A 13,978-nucleotide genomic window follows, 5' to 3' on the forward strand; every position below is an offset into this window, starting at 1 on the left:
GATCTCCATCTGTTTTACTGACCACTTCTTCTGGACAAATGATGTATATAAACATGCTCAGCCCTTAATGAGAGAATCAATCATCTGAGCAGCTATATCTTCATCTATAAATGGCCGGATCTTACCTGAGATGTTGCTGGTGCAAAGATGAGACACTTCGGCGATTACATGACGAATAGAGGGATACTCCCGAGTTCTAATATGACGAATTTCACCATCGTTGATATCCAAACTATATTCGTCACAATCAGAAATCTTCAATGAATCATACATGTATAGCGTTTTTGCGACATTGTTCTTAATGCTTCGAACAATAGTTGGATAAGCCATACCATCTTCGACATAATAAAGAATATCACCGACTTGAACTTTACCCTTCAGATCGGATAATTTGCCCATAGCAGCTGGAATCAAGCTGGCATTCAAGAATGCTCTTATGCGATTAGCAAGCTGAACATCCATATCAGAGGGGTCTGTCAATAATGAAGTCAGGAAGCTGACAATAAATCCGTAAGGGATTTTCGACAGATCCTCTGAATCGAACGCATAGAAAGCATTACCAAAAGGTAGAAGCTGATCAATATTGATTTCTACCTCATGCTTCTTTTCATAATGCTTAGCAATAATGAAAGTTGTATCCAGTTCAACTCGAGAACCTTGTACTATTGCAGAATCACCATCAGCAAAATGAATGATACTCTTCTTTGGAATTGACTCCGGTGTAAGTCTTAGAACTCGTTCCATATTTTGTTCCTAAAGAAAAGGCCAGAATCATTACCTAGAAATATTGGTAGCAATTCCAGCCTTTAATCATACCCAAATCATATATAAAAATACGACTCATTTTGGAAATCTAGGAGTCTATTCTTTAACTTCTTCAACCGGAGTTACGTAAAAACCGTTCTGATAATTAACGCTTACCTGCTGGGCAACTTTCCAATCATTAAATCCGCCATAACCTTTCTCAGCAGCCAGCTTCTTAATTTGGGCGAAGAACGCATCTTGGCTTTCAAAATCTTCACGACGGATCAGATCATTCACGATTGACATAACGCCTAGGCTATATTTGTCAAAGGTAGAAGCATCTTCAGCATCAGCATAAGGGAAGACAACATCCATGAATGGATAATTCGGAGCGGTCACAATGACTGGATAAACCCCTTCTTTACCGAAAGTTGTGAAATATACGTCACCGGCTTTTAACCACTGTTTAAAATATCGATCCGCCATCTGGAAAATATAACCAGTACGCTCTGAAGTAATAATAGTGGTCGCTTTTTCAAACACATACTGCCGAATAATATCAAAGGGAGTAGTTTTACCAGATTCTACATCTTCACAATCTTGGCGGAAATCATCGGCCATAGAGCTCTGGATAAAACGTAGAGGATCTACAGTATTAATTTCATCGAAGACACAGAAGATTTCAGCGGAGGGGATAATAAAGGGGCGATGCAGAGATATTTCATTTTCTAGCAAAAGTTTGCCGGAAATAGCATCAAGGGAGACAACTTTAGTCATCTTCCCCTGATACAAGACTGGGCTTTCTACTTGGATACCGGAAAGCTGTACTGATGTCAATTTATCTTTGTTAAACATAGGATTTATCCATTACGTTCTATAATAAATCCTAATACGAACAAACTAAACCGTCAATATCATTCGTTTTAGTGTCCAAGGAATTCGAGCTTCGTACACTTGAGTCGGATACCAGCTGGACATCAGGCCCATTAAGGTAACAATGCAGACTCCACGAAGAGCTGAGGTAGCAAGCCAGTGCAGGAACGAGTACTGGAAGAGATCGTTAATGATAAAACCAAAAGCGATACAGATAACTAATGCCGCTACATAAATAGTGAATTTAATCATGATACTTCTCCTGTCAAGCTTGCATAGAATTTACTAACGTTGGGATTGTTCAAAAACAGGGCTAAGTTTGAGTCTTCACCTTGTTTTGAATATTTGCCGATCTTGATATCTGATCTGTAAGCCAATAAGAGCTTAGACAAATCACCATATGCAAAGCGATCGGAACTATAATAACCGATGATTTGACCACGTAGTGGTAAACGTTCACGAACTGTCACATCATCGACCGGATAATAGATGTCAATCCAACGTTCATCTTTATTTGCGGCTTTTACCAGCCCAGCTTCAACCAAGCTAGCATTATTCCGATGGATTAGAATGTCACCCGCAAAGAAGTGATTGTGCATATGAGCAGCAATCTCATCCATGGCTTCATTCATATCAGCATGAGGACAATCAACGGTAAAAGGTCGCAGAGTGTGGATAAAGATATCTTTAAGAAGTTTCAGAGTACGCTTAGTCTTCTCAGGATTAAAACGGAAAGTTTCCATTTTCTTGAGAAGATAGCCGGCAATGTCAGGACAAGCATGAGCATATTGTCTGGCTACGAAATCGTCTGAATAAAGGAACGCCAATCGCGGAGTATTTTCGAGCGGAAGGTTCTTATGAATAATCAGATTATTCAAAACTAAATGCTGAGTGAAACGCTGACGGGGAGCATATTCAGAGGATTTTACTAGATACTCCAGCATGAAGCAACGTTTGGTTTCGTCGAAATGAATATCTTGGATATTCGCAGGAATAAATTTGTCATGGACATCTTCATCCTGAACTTGAAGGGGAATTTCTCGAAGTTCCTGGAGAGTTAATCCATAAAAGTCTTCGATTGATGTATCATAAGGGCTAAGCAGTCCGCGTTTAATTTCTGGTCTGCGTTTACCATAATAATGACTAGCATGTGGATTCATCTGGATACCTTGGCAAGATTATATAAATCAATTAACTATAATCTAACCTGATTTTACAGATGAAAAGGCCGACATGATATCAGCCTTTTAACATTTCAGAGATTATTCATCATCTTCAACTTGTTCGATTGTTCCATCAACATCCGCTAAACTTATTTGGTTAATATCGCAACCATACATTTCAGCTAATGCAGGGAAATACTTAGAAGTATAATCTTCATTAGATTCTATGCGAAGAAGTTCTTCCATTGGGATATCTAGCTTAGCTATGACATCATAATGAGTAAAACCTTTAGATAAACGCCAAGCTGCTGCTATAGTTATCTCTTCTTCAGAATTAACCATAAGTTTAACAATTTTAGATGGGATAGTAACATCCTCATTATTCACAGATTATCTTCCTAGTAATCGTAAAAATTCTAAACGAAACTTATTTCCGCTTATATAGAATATGGATATACGATACTTAATACTGAAAGAAAGCCCTCCTTGGCCTTCTGGAAAATAATTAGCTATCTGTGCAAAGAATATAATCAAACTCGGTAAGAGTACGAACAATACTACTACCATATTCTTCTTTCAAAGGTGACCAATTAACATCTCGAGTCTGGAAACACTGCTTAGAAATATTTTTAAACTTCAGCTTAGCTGCGGCAGATGCAGCAGTTGAAAACAAGAAACCATTCAGACGTTGCCAGCTAAAGGTATCATTGCTAGGAATGCGACCAAACACTAAAGCTTGAGTAGATCCTTTATCAATAGACATCAGAGATAATCCAACCAGATTGGAACGACGTTTCTTAATAAAGTCACGAATTTCTTGAACGCAAGAAATCTTATCTTGAGTTGCGAGAGGAGCAAACGCTTGTTCTACGGAGCCTTTCTGAGTAAGCCCATAAAACTTGTTCGCTTTAACTAGAGATACCCATTTCCAGAAATCGTCGAGTAAATCAGCTTTGTTTAAGATATCAAACAGGAAAGTTGTAATCGGATAGTGTGGGATATCCTGAGCGCTTACAACGGTAATTTCGGGAGTTTTCTTCAGACCAAACCAGCGATTGCCAGAAAACTGCACTGGCGAAATGCCAAGGTCTTTAATCAATGCTGCCAGAGTTGGAATTTGATATGCAGCAGTAATGCTGGATGCATAGATATTATCTGATGCAAGAACTTCATTAATTGCAGCTTTAACGAGAGTAGACATAATAGCTATTCCAAAGGGTAATTAAGATACCTCTTCATTTTATACTGAAAATTCCCTGAGTATTTCAGGTATAAAAAAGCCCCACTGAAGAGGCTTATACTAAATAGTTACCGGCTCAGCTCAGGACGCGTACCGGAATGGCTGACAAATCTTTAGCCAGTTCTGCATCGTCTGGAGTGCTCATAGCGGAATAACCTTCACCATACTTATGAGCGAAGTCCGGCGCCAGAATTTCTGTTGGACTGATTTCAGTCATTTTAGTCTGAGTCAGTTCAAAGAAAGTATCGGTCTTGCGATCATAACCGTATTTGAAAGGCACATACGCTTTATAGTCTTTCGACGCAGCTTTCATGCCTTCCAGAGTGCCAGGATGTTCTTTATCCCAACCGATAGATACTTCAACAGCTTCACGCGCTTTGTCAAAGAGTTTCATCTGGCTGATTGGGCACTTACGGTTATCAGCAGTGATCAGATAATAAATATCTGTTTCTTTGTCATAGTCTGCAATCCATAACGGGTAGATTGCACAGTCAATCGGTTTCCATTCACCACGAACGCAAGGGCGCTGACAGACGATTTTATGTCCATTACCTTGAACGCTAATGTCGAGATGGCCAGTAGTTAAGCCTTGCTCTTGAGCTTTTTCCAGCTCGCCAGGAAATGCAAAGATCCAGTTGCCGAGGCCGAAACCACAGCAAGCATATCCGCACATGCCTTGTTTTTCTTGGCAAGCTACGAACTGACCATCACGACATTTGCCTTCTTCATTCTTAATCGGATCAATCTTGTAAACTACCGATCCGGTATCTGGAGTATTATCGACATTCGCTTGTTGTTCTGACATTGTTTTTTGTCCAGTTAAGTTCTGATCAATTATTTATACGAGTACTGAAACCATTCCAAAAGGTTCCATATCTGTATTTTAATACGATAACTTATAAGTAAATACGATACCCACAAATAGAAAAAGGGAGACCGAAGTCTCCCTTGATTTCCCTACTTCAATGGTGTTGCTTTTATTTTATTTACAGCTTACCGTGTTTCTTTTCATCATAGACGACGAATCCAAGATCAACATTTTCAGAATAAGGCTCAGATTCTTCTGTCCAAGTGATTTCGGCTTTCCAAACACCATCTTCTGCAGCAGGACGCAGCAAGCGTTCTAAACGACAAGAGTAGGCCGTATTTTCCCAGATGTCGCAAGACACTATTTGACCAACAAAACGTTTCTCAATCTCGTCTGGCAAGAATTCATCCATGCGGAAGCTAGTGCGAAGAGCATCAGACTCTTTGGCATTTTCCAATGCTTTCATATTCGGATCATCACGTTTCAACAGAACTGAGAAGTCGAAGTCCGTTAAGGTAGAACCGATATCTTGAATAACGCCCGAAGCTTTCTGTTCTTCTTCCCACACTTTAATGCAGTCGAAGATAACGCCGGTCTGAATCAAGAAGAAGCACCATTTATATAGTGGGGCAGAAGTAAAGTGCTCGCCTTGAGAAGGAAGCATATATACTGCCAACTCTTCGAAGCGATATTTCTTATCATATTCCAGACCAGTAGGTAAGTCAGGCATACCCTCATAGCGGCGGATTGTATACCAACCACGTGAACCTTCACCAATGCCGGCCAGTTCCATCATGCGCCAAATGTCAATGGTTGGGTCAAAACCGATACCCTGCACCAATTGCAGATCGAAGACTGTTCCTGGATTAACATGCTTCATCTTTTTCATATTGATGCGCATAGTCATTGAAACACCCCAAGAAGTTTCTTCTGCTTTACCCACACGGCTCAGACGAAGAATGGAGTCAGCGAAGAAGACTAATGCTTCACCACCAGGAATTGTTTCAGGGTTGCCGAACATTGCGCCAGGATTTTGACGTACTTGGTTGATACCGATCAAAACAGCGTTCGTTTTACCGACCAATGCTTTAATGGCTGGAATCCAAAGTGAGAACATACGCGCTTGCAATGCAATCGGGTTTTTCTCATCATTGTTCATGAATGCTTCAGGAGTCAACGCTTTCAGGGAGTCAATTACGATAACAGGGCCGGGTTTTGAACAACCTTTACCTTCAACACCGTATTTGTCATACCACTGAGATAGAACATTCTTAATCATGCGGAATGCGCCATCACCAGTTGTTGGCTGAGCATATTTATATCCTGGACGGTTCATGTCCAGACCCAGAGCTTTCATATAGCGAATATCAGCTGCATATTCCGCATCAATGTGCAGAACCGGACGGTTAAATGCTTGAGCCATAGCCATAATACGGGAAGACAGTGTAGTCTTACCCGCCATAGAAGGGCCATAAATCATATGGAAACGACCGTTCGGGAAGCCACCACGTAACATAAAGTCCAGTGCCAGACTACCAGATGCACAACCGCGATCTGAACTAATATGGCGACCAAATGCTGTTGATGCTTGAATGATCTGAACATCACCACCAGCTAATTTGTTTACCATGCTACCGAAAATGTCAAGATCATCAAGATCATAAACAACCTGCATAGCTTGCTGCTGGCGTTGTTCATATTCAGTTAATGGACGCTCATTTTCATGCTGTTCGCCATTGAGAAGGACTTCTTGACTCATTTAATTCTCCAAATGCTTAATAAATGTTTTAAGGTAGGCTTTCTGCAAAGTTAGCCATTGCGTTGAGGGGATATCGGCTGTCGAATAAAACCGATTAAGCCTATTCCAGTTATATAGGTTCAGACTGGTATTATGAACGACCATTTTCTCAACAAACGAATTGACATCGACAGCTACTACCCATCGGTCAGCTTCGCAATACTTGTCCGAGCATACATCACTTATTAGAGTGACATACCCTTCGAGCATTGTAGAAATTTCATATACGTTTGGCTGAGCCATTTAAGAAACCTGCTCCTTTGCTCTCGAGCAACTGCTCTTTATTTGGATAGAGGATATTTATAAAATTACGAAWCTCGACTGCTTCCGTAGATTTGTCTAAATATGGCGTATTTACCATCAAACACTCAGACCTGTATCCACACCAAGATGTTTCGGATGGATATCGGCAAATGCCCAATGGAACCGAATCACATTCATCAGCAGACACCGCATATTGAACCAGCTCTTCGTACATGTCTGCATACTTTTCTTCATAAGGGATCGTGAAGAACTTGTAATAATCGAGTTGGTTTCTTTGGAGGAAATCCAAAACGTCAGTTCTATGAACATAAAGGAATAAGATTTTCTTAATGGGAAAGCCCATTTTCGTGAATCGTTTTCCATAACAAGAAGCTTGTACTCGGTGTTCGCTTTTGGGTTCGGTCAGAGGCTTAAAACCATTGTCATTGATAGTCTTCAATTCCATGACATAGTATTCACCTCGCCACAAAATCAAGCCATCGGCATGACCAGTGGGACTTACAGGAAATTCTTTGCCAAATTCATACTCAACGTAGTTACCGTCTTCATCAAAGAAGCCCAATAGCTTAAAGTCTTCAGTGTGTGCTTTAGCAAAGATATTCTGAACCACCTGATGAAATACGTGACCTAATTCTAGAATAAGCTTCATAGTAATTGAGGTTGTACAGATTTCAGGCAGTTCTGCTCTACGATCCAAATAATACTTGCGAGGGCAAAATGGCTGATTCGAATAACGTAATTCCATTTTACGGGGAGGTATCTCCAGTCCCTCAACTAAACATGACTGGAGATATTCGATAAGTTCCACTAGCTCTTCTTGCCTTTAAACGGAATATTGACGCTAAAAAAGCTATTCTCCGCAGAATGATCTACAACATAAGCTTCTGTTGCTACTTGCTGCAAGAGCTCTGTGAATATACCTAAGTCCATATCTTTGAAGGTTTCACAGTTCAATCCAAGTTGAAGATCAACACCGCCATCTTCGCGTTGGGTAAAACCTATTTCATTAACTTCAAAGGGTTGGCCATTCGTTAATAACGCCAGCATTGAATGAAGGTTGGATTTCAAAGGTGCCATAAGATTCAGAATCTTAGGTGCGATATCCAAAGGGGAATTCATGTCAATTTCTTGACCGGTTATATTACAAAAGCGTCGCAGCATCATTCTGTACCTAAAATAGCTTGTTGAACCTGTTCTGGATTCTTGAATAAGAAATTCTCAGTGCCATTCTTACTGAGTTCCATCAATCTGCCATCAGTTAAATCATTGATAACTTGCCATACATGATTGATATGTTCATCATTAAAAGCTCCTGGATCTAAACCATCTCGGAGTTCAAAGTGTCTGAATTTATCACCAAGGTAAGGCTGAAGTTCTTGACCTAGCTTATAATTGAACTTCTGGCCAGCTTCATCCCCATCTCCCATAGCCAATACTAAGGTCGGACGCTTACTTAGAATCAATCTAGACTTGAATGAATCCCACTGGTTAGTTCCAAGGCTTCCTACTGCGGGGATACTGTGATAACACAACTTAGCAGCATCCATTGCACCTTCAACGATCACTATTGGACATTTAGGTGGAATGATATTCATCATATATAGAATCTCTTTTGTACCAATCAAGGTTGAGTTTCTATACTTAGGTTGCATTGGATAAATATCGTCTTGCAAATTACGAGCTGCGTAGCCAATTGTAAAGTCATAGCGAGGATGCTTGAACGGGAAGTACGCACGTTGCACATCGATTAATTCATCACCATTGACTTCTAATTCACGACTTGTCCAGATGCGAGATCCCAACAAGTTCAAATATTTATCGGATAAACCGCGCCATTCGTTATCCCATGGAACCATAATGTTCTGATTGGATTCGAATTCGCGTAAACGACCCATACCTTCCATCAACTTATGTGCGGATTGACTATTAGTTGTCAAATTACGCAAAGTGTTGGCAGAAGAAACCATGTTCAAACTATGAGCACGTGCTTTGTTTACACCTTCACCATTCTTACTGTAAAGGTCGGGCAACATTATCTGTTGAAGATCACGATACGGGCCTGATGCACCGCAACCAAAACACTTATAGTAAGTTCCCTGAAGATTAATAGAAAGGCTAGGTGTCTTTTCATTGTGAAACATGCAGCAAATCACAGCATGGGATTTGTTAGATACTAGCTTTTTCGAGCCAGTAGATCCCTCTGAGTAGCCTGCAAAATGTAAGTCTGTGAGTACCTGAGACATGACAACCTTTCTTAATAGGGGAAGATTGCTCCTCCCCTTATAAAATTAACGACCTTTCTTGTTTTCGCGTGCTGCAAACTCTTGATAACGGGGTGCCTGCTCAACAGGAATATTATATACTTCCTTATACGCAGGAAGGGTCTTCAGAGCTTGCCAGCGTTTATAGCAAGAAGAGCAGTTGCCGCAACGATCATACACTGGATCATAACAGCTTACGGTTGAGTCAATACATTTGAAAAATGCTTGTTCTACTTCTTTCGAGAATTGCGTTTTACCCATCAGATAGGTGTAACCATAGCTCAGCATTTCTTCTTTAGAGATGCTCAGGAAAGGACTTGTCACATGAGAAGAGAAACGCTTGTTCCAGAAATAAATATTAGACATTTCACCAAAGAAGTGATAGTTTTTATCCACCGCTCCAGTATATTGACCTTCAACGCTGCGATAATGTCCTGTCATATAAATCTCAGGCAGAGTATGCAGAACATCTAAACCTTGAAGAACATCGAGAATGCTAGTGGCAATAAAGCCATTACGTCCAGGCATAATATAGCCGAGTGGCAATAAGGATTCAGCCATAGATTCAATACCAATCTTCAGTTCCATATAAGTGATCTTTCGCAGAGCCACTTTGGTCTTTGGATTGTTACGAAGATTACTTGCCAAATCAATGAGAGCTTCGTAAGTCTGATAAGCTCGACCAGATTCTTTCGGCGAGTAGGGGCCATTGTAGTTTGTGTGGATTAGAACTAATTTTTCAGCACGCTTATGAGTAATAGCATGCAGTGCAGCACTCAGAGAATCCATGCCCCCTGACCAGCAGACAACGATTGTCTTTTCATTTTCTACGCCACGGATAAAGCTCGCTGCTGTATTAAGTGGATTGGCTTTCAGCTGTGGAAGAATATCACCACACTCAGGCTCAAGAATATAGTCCAGAACAACGTGTTCAGCTTTAACGATCTCGCGATGGAAGAAGTCATCCGCACGAGTTAACATATCAACGTTTTTGGTCAGATCAGGAACGAAGAGGTCAAAGCCTTTAGGAAGGTATTCTACCTGAGTATCCATATGACGGAGAATCTGGCGTTCTTCAATGTCATACATAGTTTCATTACTAGATTTTTGCAAGGCTTGTAAATAACCGCCCGGAAAACATGATGAGAAGAGTGCCGAATAAGCCAGATTTAAAGGAGAGCGAATCTCATTGATTTGACGTTTGAGTGACATGAATTTATCCTTGGATATCATGTAATTAGTTATTAACCTTAATTACGATTAACCTATTTTACTTATGATTATATACGAAAAAAGCCTCGCTAGGAGGCTTTTATAATTTGAAACTAGCTTATTTGTATTTAGCTTGCATTGCCAAATAGGCTCGAAGGTCTTCTTCTGAGGCAGGGCTATTGCGTAGGTAAGTTTGGACTTCTTCTTTCAGAACTGTCAGACTCAAAATATGAGAGTCAATTTCTGTGCCGAATTGTTCCAGATCATCTTCGGTTAATAATGCATCAGGATTTTGAAGAATGCCCGCTAACATCTGAAAGCGGTGACCTTCTTCTTTGATGGCCATGAACATTTTTTCAGTGGCGATTGAACGGGGAACTTTGTACTTAAAGCAAGGAGTATCGGACATTTTATCTGTCATACTATATCTCTTGAGATAATGAAAATGAAATCCTATTATCTCTTAATACGACATCTTTAACTTAGTAGTTAATTGCTGGATTATATTTAGGATCAACCTGATGCTGTTTAACACGAACCTCATTTTCCAGATGTTCTTTGGGGACAGGAGTTGATGTCTGATTAAGCAGACCTTTTTGAGGAACTCGATGGCTTGCTGGAGCTTCAACTCCCGGAGAGCGACCACCTTTTACCACTGACTTAATGGCCTCTGAAATTACGATAGACATAATATCCTCTTACACTTTGGTTAATCTTATCTCTAATATAGCATGAAAGCCGAGGAGAATTAACTCTGGCTCGGCTTTCAATTTACAATCGACTGACGGCTATTATGCAGTTGTTGCTACGCTTTGATACGCAGGGGTCTTTACTTTGACGGGCTTGAACCCCAGTCGTTTAGCTTCTGCTTTTGCCTGAGTGCTGTCTTTAACATCCACTTGAACAGTCTGAGTTTTACCTTCAGAGTTAATACAAACAACATCCCATTTCATAATCTATTCCCACTCAGTAACATCAGTCGATGTAAGGTTTAAGGTAGCTTCTTGGAATAATGCAGCTTGATTTTTAAGCGCATTTTGAACAACATCACTTGAGATAAACTCTAAGGTCATAACGTGACCATTAGCATTTGCTTCTCTAATGATTTCTAAAATCATGGGGAGCTTCTCAGAAACTCTGGGATGTACTCCTGCCACAGTTACGATTCGAGTAACACCTTGCTTTAGTAACTTAGCGAAACACTTAGTACAACTATGAATAGGATAGACATACATAGTGTAGCCAGCTTTCGAGAAGTCTCTACAGCAATCCAGAGCATTTTCTTCCGCATGATCAATGAACGCATATTTGACATCACGATCATTAAGTCTCGCTTCGGTGTCTTCAATCTGGGGTGCCAAACCATTATACCCTTCGCTAGCGATAGTTTTATCTGGACGAACCAGAACACAACCAACTTTGGTACTAGGATCTTTCGACCAAGAAGAGATCATAGCAGCTTTCATTAGAAAGCGAATATCCCATTTACTAGGCTCTTTGATAATTAATGGTCGAATCAAATCAGCTAACTGTGGCATGAGGTTCCTATGAGGTTATTCGAAGATCCAAAGATCATCATGTTGTTCAAAGATAGTTAATGGCCAAGGTAGAGTGACTACAACATCACTTACAGAGACTTCAATAGAATCATCCATCACTTGTGTCACTGTGCCAGAACAGGGGCCTTGTTCAATCTGCAAATCTGATTTAAATTCAACCCGATCTCCAATAGAAGGTGCAGGAAAACTGTCMGCATAATCTTCTTTAATGGAGGCCGAAATCTTAGAGTTGCTGAGAGCACTACTGAGCCAATTCAGCGCGCGATAGAACAGCTGGAAATTAGGTGGCATCCAGTATTTCATAAGGGACAGAGTTTCCGGTTCTTCTAACACGGCAATAGCATCCATGATTCTATCAACCTGAGTTAGTTTAGGGGCTGAAGCAATGGAATCTTCCATAACCACGATTTCATTTTCAGTGTCATCCCATATTAATAATGGGCTGTCATCTGTTAAACTTGTAACCACGAAAATATCGTTCAGATATTCTTCACCACCGATCAGTTTTACCCCAACTTCTTCGAGATATTTTCCTGATCTATAGAGCGTACCTCTTAGAACTGTCGCCCCAAAGATATCTGGACGATTACATGTCAGAGTACAAGTCCCTATCTGCATGTCTGATGTAAGAAATTCTTCTTTCATTACATCTGCGAACATCTGACCACTTAATGCAAGATTAAGTCTGGCCATAATATTCTGACAAGCTACTTCAAGAGACATGGCACCGCCGGCAGATCCAACAGCGATTTCAATAGCGGCGATGAGGCTAGAAATCGTCAAAGACTTTTTTATGGTAGCAGTCACATCAGTAGCTGGTGTAGCTTCTTCTAACAGACTGGACAATTCAGGGATACAACAACCACCTAATTGCCCAGTGTACAAAGTTTTAAGCTCTGGCTTTGGAGTCATAATCCAATAAGACGGAGTCTGGGGAGTCAGCTTGTTACCGATATGGCGCTGATCATTGCTCAAACTGCGATAGGTCTGGTGATGAATCTCAACATGGACTTCCTGAGTTGGGAAATCACGAGATAAAATCTGTGCAGTAAAGCCGAAGTAATTCTTTGTCATTAGAATATCTGCATCGGCTTTATTAATGCTCATGAGCTGGAATTGCTTAGCTGTACCATTAATGTGAGCGATACATTTCTGCATCAGCATTACTAAATTAATATCCATTAGATACCTTCTATCGGAAATGCGATACCTAATCCTGGTTCAAGCTCAAGTCCAGACAAACTAGATAACGCGGGTTCTGTAAATTTATCCAATCGAGGAGATACCAAGAATCCACCTCGAACTATTGCAACTTCGAGAACTTTAGCCTGAACGAAATCTTCATTGCGTAGTTTCTCTACTTGAGCGGCAGTATCGCAGAAAACTATAGAGGGGCGTCTGCCAAGTGAATAAAACAGAACAGGATGACGCAACTTAATAAGCGTTATTCGATTTATGATATCAGATGCTTTAAGCTTCTTGATTTCAGCGGGAAACGCTTTAAGACGTGCCTGAGTTATCTGTTTTCTTTGGTTTGAGGTTTTATAGCGCATGAGGTATCCCAAATAAAGATTACTCTATTAGGATACCTGATATTTGAGGGGAGAAATCAGTGAAGTGTGCGTTTTGCAGAATAATAGAATATTGGAATCTCACCAATGCTTTTATCTTGAACTTGATATTTATAGCCGGTTTCAAGTTCAAAGTCAGCTTTAACTTCTTCAAAGAAGCTTAGAGTGATTGGATCAGCAATCTTGAGTTTAATACCTTTAGTGATCCAAGCTTCTGTTAAAAAGCCTATTAAGAAAACATGAACAGCATGGATAACTTGATCATCAATTTTCTCAATGCCATGAGGCTGATAGGTCATATGAAGTCCATCAGTGTCTTCTTCACAGATATGAAGCAAATGATCCACCATTGGCGTTTTGATCATTAAATGAGCACCATGCTCAATAACATTTCCGGAGTACTTAGTGTGCAAGAATTGATTTAATTCAGCTTGTAAGTTCATGATAGTGTCTGCAAATCTCATATTGTTCTATTAATCTATAAT

Annotated in this window: 19 protein-coding genes; all 19 read right to left on the reverse strand. The window is 40.3% G+C overall.

Going from position 1 to position 13,978, the window contains the following annotated elements; genetic code table 11:
- Positions 1–57 precede the first annotated feature (57 nt).
- On the reverse strand, positions 58–744 hold the full coding sequence (locus EAH77_RS15085; protein ID WP_140473633.1) for a hypothetical protein: 687 nt from the start codon (positions 742–744) through the stop codon (positions 58–60).
- 117 nt (positions 745–861) lie between these two features.
- Positions 862–1,599 (reverse strand): hypothetical protein, encoded by a 738-nt coding sequence (locus EAH77_RS15090; RefSeq protein WP_140473634.1) that lies wholly within the window; start codon positions 1,597–1,599, stop codon positions 862–864.
- A gap of 45 nt (positions 1,600–1,644) precedes the next feature.
- The gene (locus EAH77_RS25150; RefSeq protein WP_161985807.1) at positions 1,645–1,869 is read right to left on the reverse strand and encodes a hypothetical protein; all 225 of its coding nucleotides are present in this window, start codon (positions 1,867–1,869) and stop codon (positions 1,645–1,647) included.
- Positions 1,866–2,777 (reverse strand): hypothetical protein, encoded by a 912-nt coding sequence (locus EAH77_RS15095; RefSeq protein WP_140473635.1) that lies wholly within the window; start codon positions 2,775–2,777, stop codon positions 1,866–1,868. Before EAH77_RS15095 ends, EAH77_RS25150 begins: the two co-directional genes overlap by 4 nt.
- Before the next feature lie 102 nt (positions 2,778–2,879).
- On the reverse strand, positions 2,880–3,167 hold the full coding sequence (locus tag EAH77_RS15100; RefSeq protein WP_140473636.1) for a hypothetical protein: 288 nt from the start codon (positions 3,165–3,167) through the stop codon (positions 2,880–2,882).
- Positions 3,168–3,285: 118 nt separating this feature from the next.
- Positions 3,286–3,981, reverse strand: coding sequence for a hypothetical protein (locus EAH77_RS15105; RefSeq protein ID WP_140473637.1), 696 nt, complete (start codon positions 3,979–3,981; stop codon positions 3,286–3,288).
- A gap of 115 nt (positions 3,982–4,096) precedes the next feature.
- Positions 4,097–4,825 carry a hypothetical protein gene (locus EAH77_RS15110; protein ID WP_140473638.1) on the reverse strand — a complete coding sequence of 243 codons (729 nt, stop codon included), beginning with the start codon at positions 4,823–4,825 and terminating at the stop codon, positions 4,097–4,099.
- 181 nt (positions 4,826–5,006) lie between these two features.
- Complete coding sequence (locus tag EAH77_RS15115) at positions 5,007–6,587, reverse strand: DNA recombination/repair protein RecA (protein ID WP_140473639.1); 1,581 nt, start codon at positions 6,585–6,587, stop codon at positions 5,007–5,009.
- Between the two features lie 259 nt (positions 6,588–6,846).
- Positions 6,847–7,698, reverse strand: coding sequence for a hypothetical protein (locus tag EAH77_RS15120; RefSeq protein ID WP_140473640.1), 852 nt, complete (start codon positions 7,696–7,698; stop codon positions 6,847–6,849).
- The gene (locus EAH77_RS15125) at positions 7,698–8,009 is read right to left on the reverse strand and encodes a hypothetical protein (protein WP_140473641.1); all 312 of its coding nucleotides are present in this window, start codon (positions 8,007–8,009) and stop codon (positions 7,698–7,700) included. The genes EAH77_RS15120 and EAH77_RS15125 overlap by 1 nt, the downstream gene beginning before the upstream one ends.
- A 41-nt stretch (positions 8,010–8,050) precedes the next feature.
- Positions 8,051–9,133 carry a CHC2 zinc finger domain-containing protein gene (locus EAH77_RS15130; protein WP_140473642.1) on the reverse strand — a complete coding sequence of 361 codons (1,083 nt, stop codon included), beginning with the start codon at positions 9,131–9,133 and terminating at the stop codon, positions 8,051–8,053.
- A gap of 45 nt (positions 9,134–9,178) precedes the next feature.
- Positions 9,179–10,363, reverse strand: a complete 1,185-nt coding sequence (locus tag EAH77_RS15135; RefSeq protein WP_161985808.1) for a 7-cyano-7-deazaguanine synthase — start codon at positions 10,361–10,363, stop codon at positions 9,179–9,181.
- A 118-nt stretch (positions 10,364–10,481) separates the two neighbouring features.
- Complete coding sequence (locus EAH77_RS15140) at positions 10,482–10,784, reverse strand: hypothetical protein (protein ID WP_140473644.1); 303 nt, start codon at positions 10,782–10,784, stop codon at positions 10,482–10,484.
- Positions 10,785–10,845: 61 nt separating this feature from the next.
- Positions 10,846–11,052 (reverse strand): hypothetical protein, encoded by a 207-nt coding sequence (locus EAH77_RS15145; protein WP_140473645.1) that lies wholly within the window; start codon positions 11,050–11,052, stop codon positions 10,846–10,848.
- A 102-nt stretch (positions 11,053–11,154) separates the two neighbouring features.
- On the reverse strand, positions 11,155–11,316 hold the full coding sequence (locus EAH77_RS25155) for a hypothetical protein (RefSeq protein WP_161985809.1): 162 nt from the start codon (positions 11,314–11,316) through the stop codon (positions 11,155–11,157).
- Positions 11,317–11,319: 3 nt separating this feature from the next.
- Positions 11,320–11,901, reverse strand: a complete 582-nt coding sequence (locus tag EAH77_RS15150; protein ID WP_140473646.1) for a deaminase — start codon at positions 11,899–11,901, stop codon at positions 11,320–11,322.
- A 15-nt stretch (positions 11,902–11,916) separates the two neighbouring features.
- Positions 11,917–13,104, reverse strand: a complete 1,188-nt coding sequence (locus EAH77_RS15155; RefSeq protein WP_140473647.1) for a hypothetical protein — start codon at positions 13,102–13,104, stop codon at positions 11,917–11,919.
- Positions 13,104–13,475, reverse strand: a complete 372-nt coding sequence (locus tag EAH77_RS15160) for a hypothetical protein (protein WP_140473648.1) — start codon at positions 13,473–13,475, stop codon at positions 13,104–13,106. Before EAH77_RS15160 ends, EAH77_RS15155 begins: the two co-directional genes overlap by 1 nt.
- 56 nt (positions 13,476–13,531) lie before the next feature.
- Positions 13,532–13,936: a hypothetical protein gene (locus tag EAH77_RS15165; protein WP_140473649.1), complete on the reverse strand. Its 405-nt coding sequence runs from the start codon at positions 13,934–13,936 to the stop codon at positions 13,532–13,534.
- Positions 13,937–13,978 lie beyond the last annotated feature (42 nt).

Origin of the sequence: Ewingella americana, assembly GCF_006438725.1 — a bacterium.
Lineage (GTDB): Bacteria > Pseudomonadota > Gammaproteobacteria > Enterobacterales > Enterobacteriaceae > Ewingella > Ewingella americana_A.

Coding starts and splice junctions, on each gene's coding strand:
- EAH77_RS15085 (WP_140473633.1), bottom strand. CDS start 744: ATGGAACGAGTTCTAAGACTTACACCGGAGTCAATTCCAAAGAAGAGT.
- EAH77_RS15090 (WP_140473634.1), bottom strand. CDS start 1,599: ATGTTTAACAAAGATAAATTGACATCAGTACAGCTTTCCGGTATCCAA.
- EAH77_RS25150 (WP_161985807.1), bottom strand. CDS start 1,869: ATGATTAAATTCACTATTTATGTAGCGGCATTAGTTATCTGTATCGCT.
- EAH77_RS15095 (WP_140473635.1), bottom strand. CDS start 2,777: ATGAATCCACATGCTAGTCATTATTATGGTAAACGCAGACCAGAAATT.
- EAH77_RS15105 (WP_140473637.1), bottom strand. CDS start 3,981: ATGTCTACTCTCGTTAAAGCTGCAATTAATGAAGTTCTTGCATCAGAT.
- EAH77_RS15110 (WP_140473638.1), bottom strand. CDS start 4,825: ATGTCAGAACAACAAGCGAATGTCGATAATACTCCAGATACCGGATCG.
- EAH77_RS15115 (WP_140473639.1), bottom strand. CDS start 6,587: ATGAGTCAAGAAGTCCTTCTCAATGGCGAACAGCATGAAAATGAGCGT.
- EAH77_RS15125 (WP_140473641.1), bottom strand. CDS start 8,009: ATGAATTCCCCTTTGGATATCGCACCTAAGATTCTGAATCTTATGGCA.
- EAH77_RS15130 (WP_140473642.1), bottom strand. CDS start 9,133: ATGTCTCAGGTACTCACAGACTTACATTTTGCAGGCTACTCAGAGGGA.
- EAH77_RS15135 (WP_161985808.1), bottom strand. CDS start 10,363: ATGTCACTCAAACGTCAAATCAATGAGATTCGCTCTCCTTTAAATCTG.
- EAH77_RS15140 (WP_140473644.1), bottom strand. CDS start 10,784: ATGACAGATAAAATGTCCGATACTCCTTGCTTTAAGTACAAAGTTCCC.
- EAH77_RS15145 (WP_140473645.1), bottom strand. CDS start 11,052: ATGTCTATCGTAATTTCAGAGGCCATTAAGTCAGTGGTAAAAGGTGGT.
- EAH77_RS25155 (WP_161985809.1), bottom strand. CDS start 11,316: ATGAAATGGGATGTTGTTTGTATTAACTCTGAAGGTAAAACTCAGACT.
- EAH77_RS15150 (WP_140473646.1), bottom strand. CDS start 11,901: ATGCCACAGTTAGCTGATTTGATTCGACCATTAATTATCAAAGAGCCT.
- EAH77_RS15160 (WP_140473648.1), bottom strand. CDS start 13,475: ATGCGCTATAAAACCTCAAACCAAAGAAAACAGATAACTCAGGCACGT.
- EAH77_RS15165 (WP_140473649.1), bottom strand. CDS start 13,936: ATGAACTTACAAGCTGAATTAAATCAATTCTTGCACACTAAGTACTCC.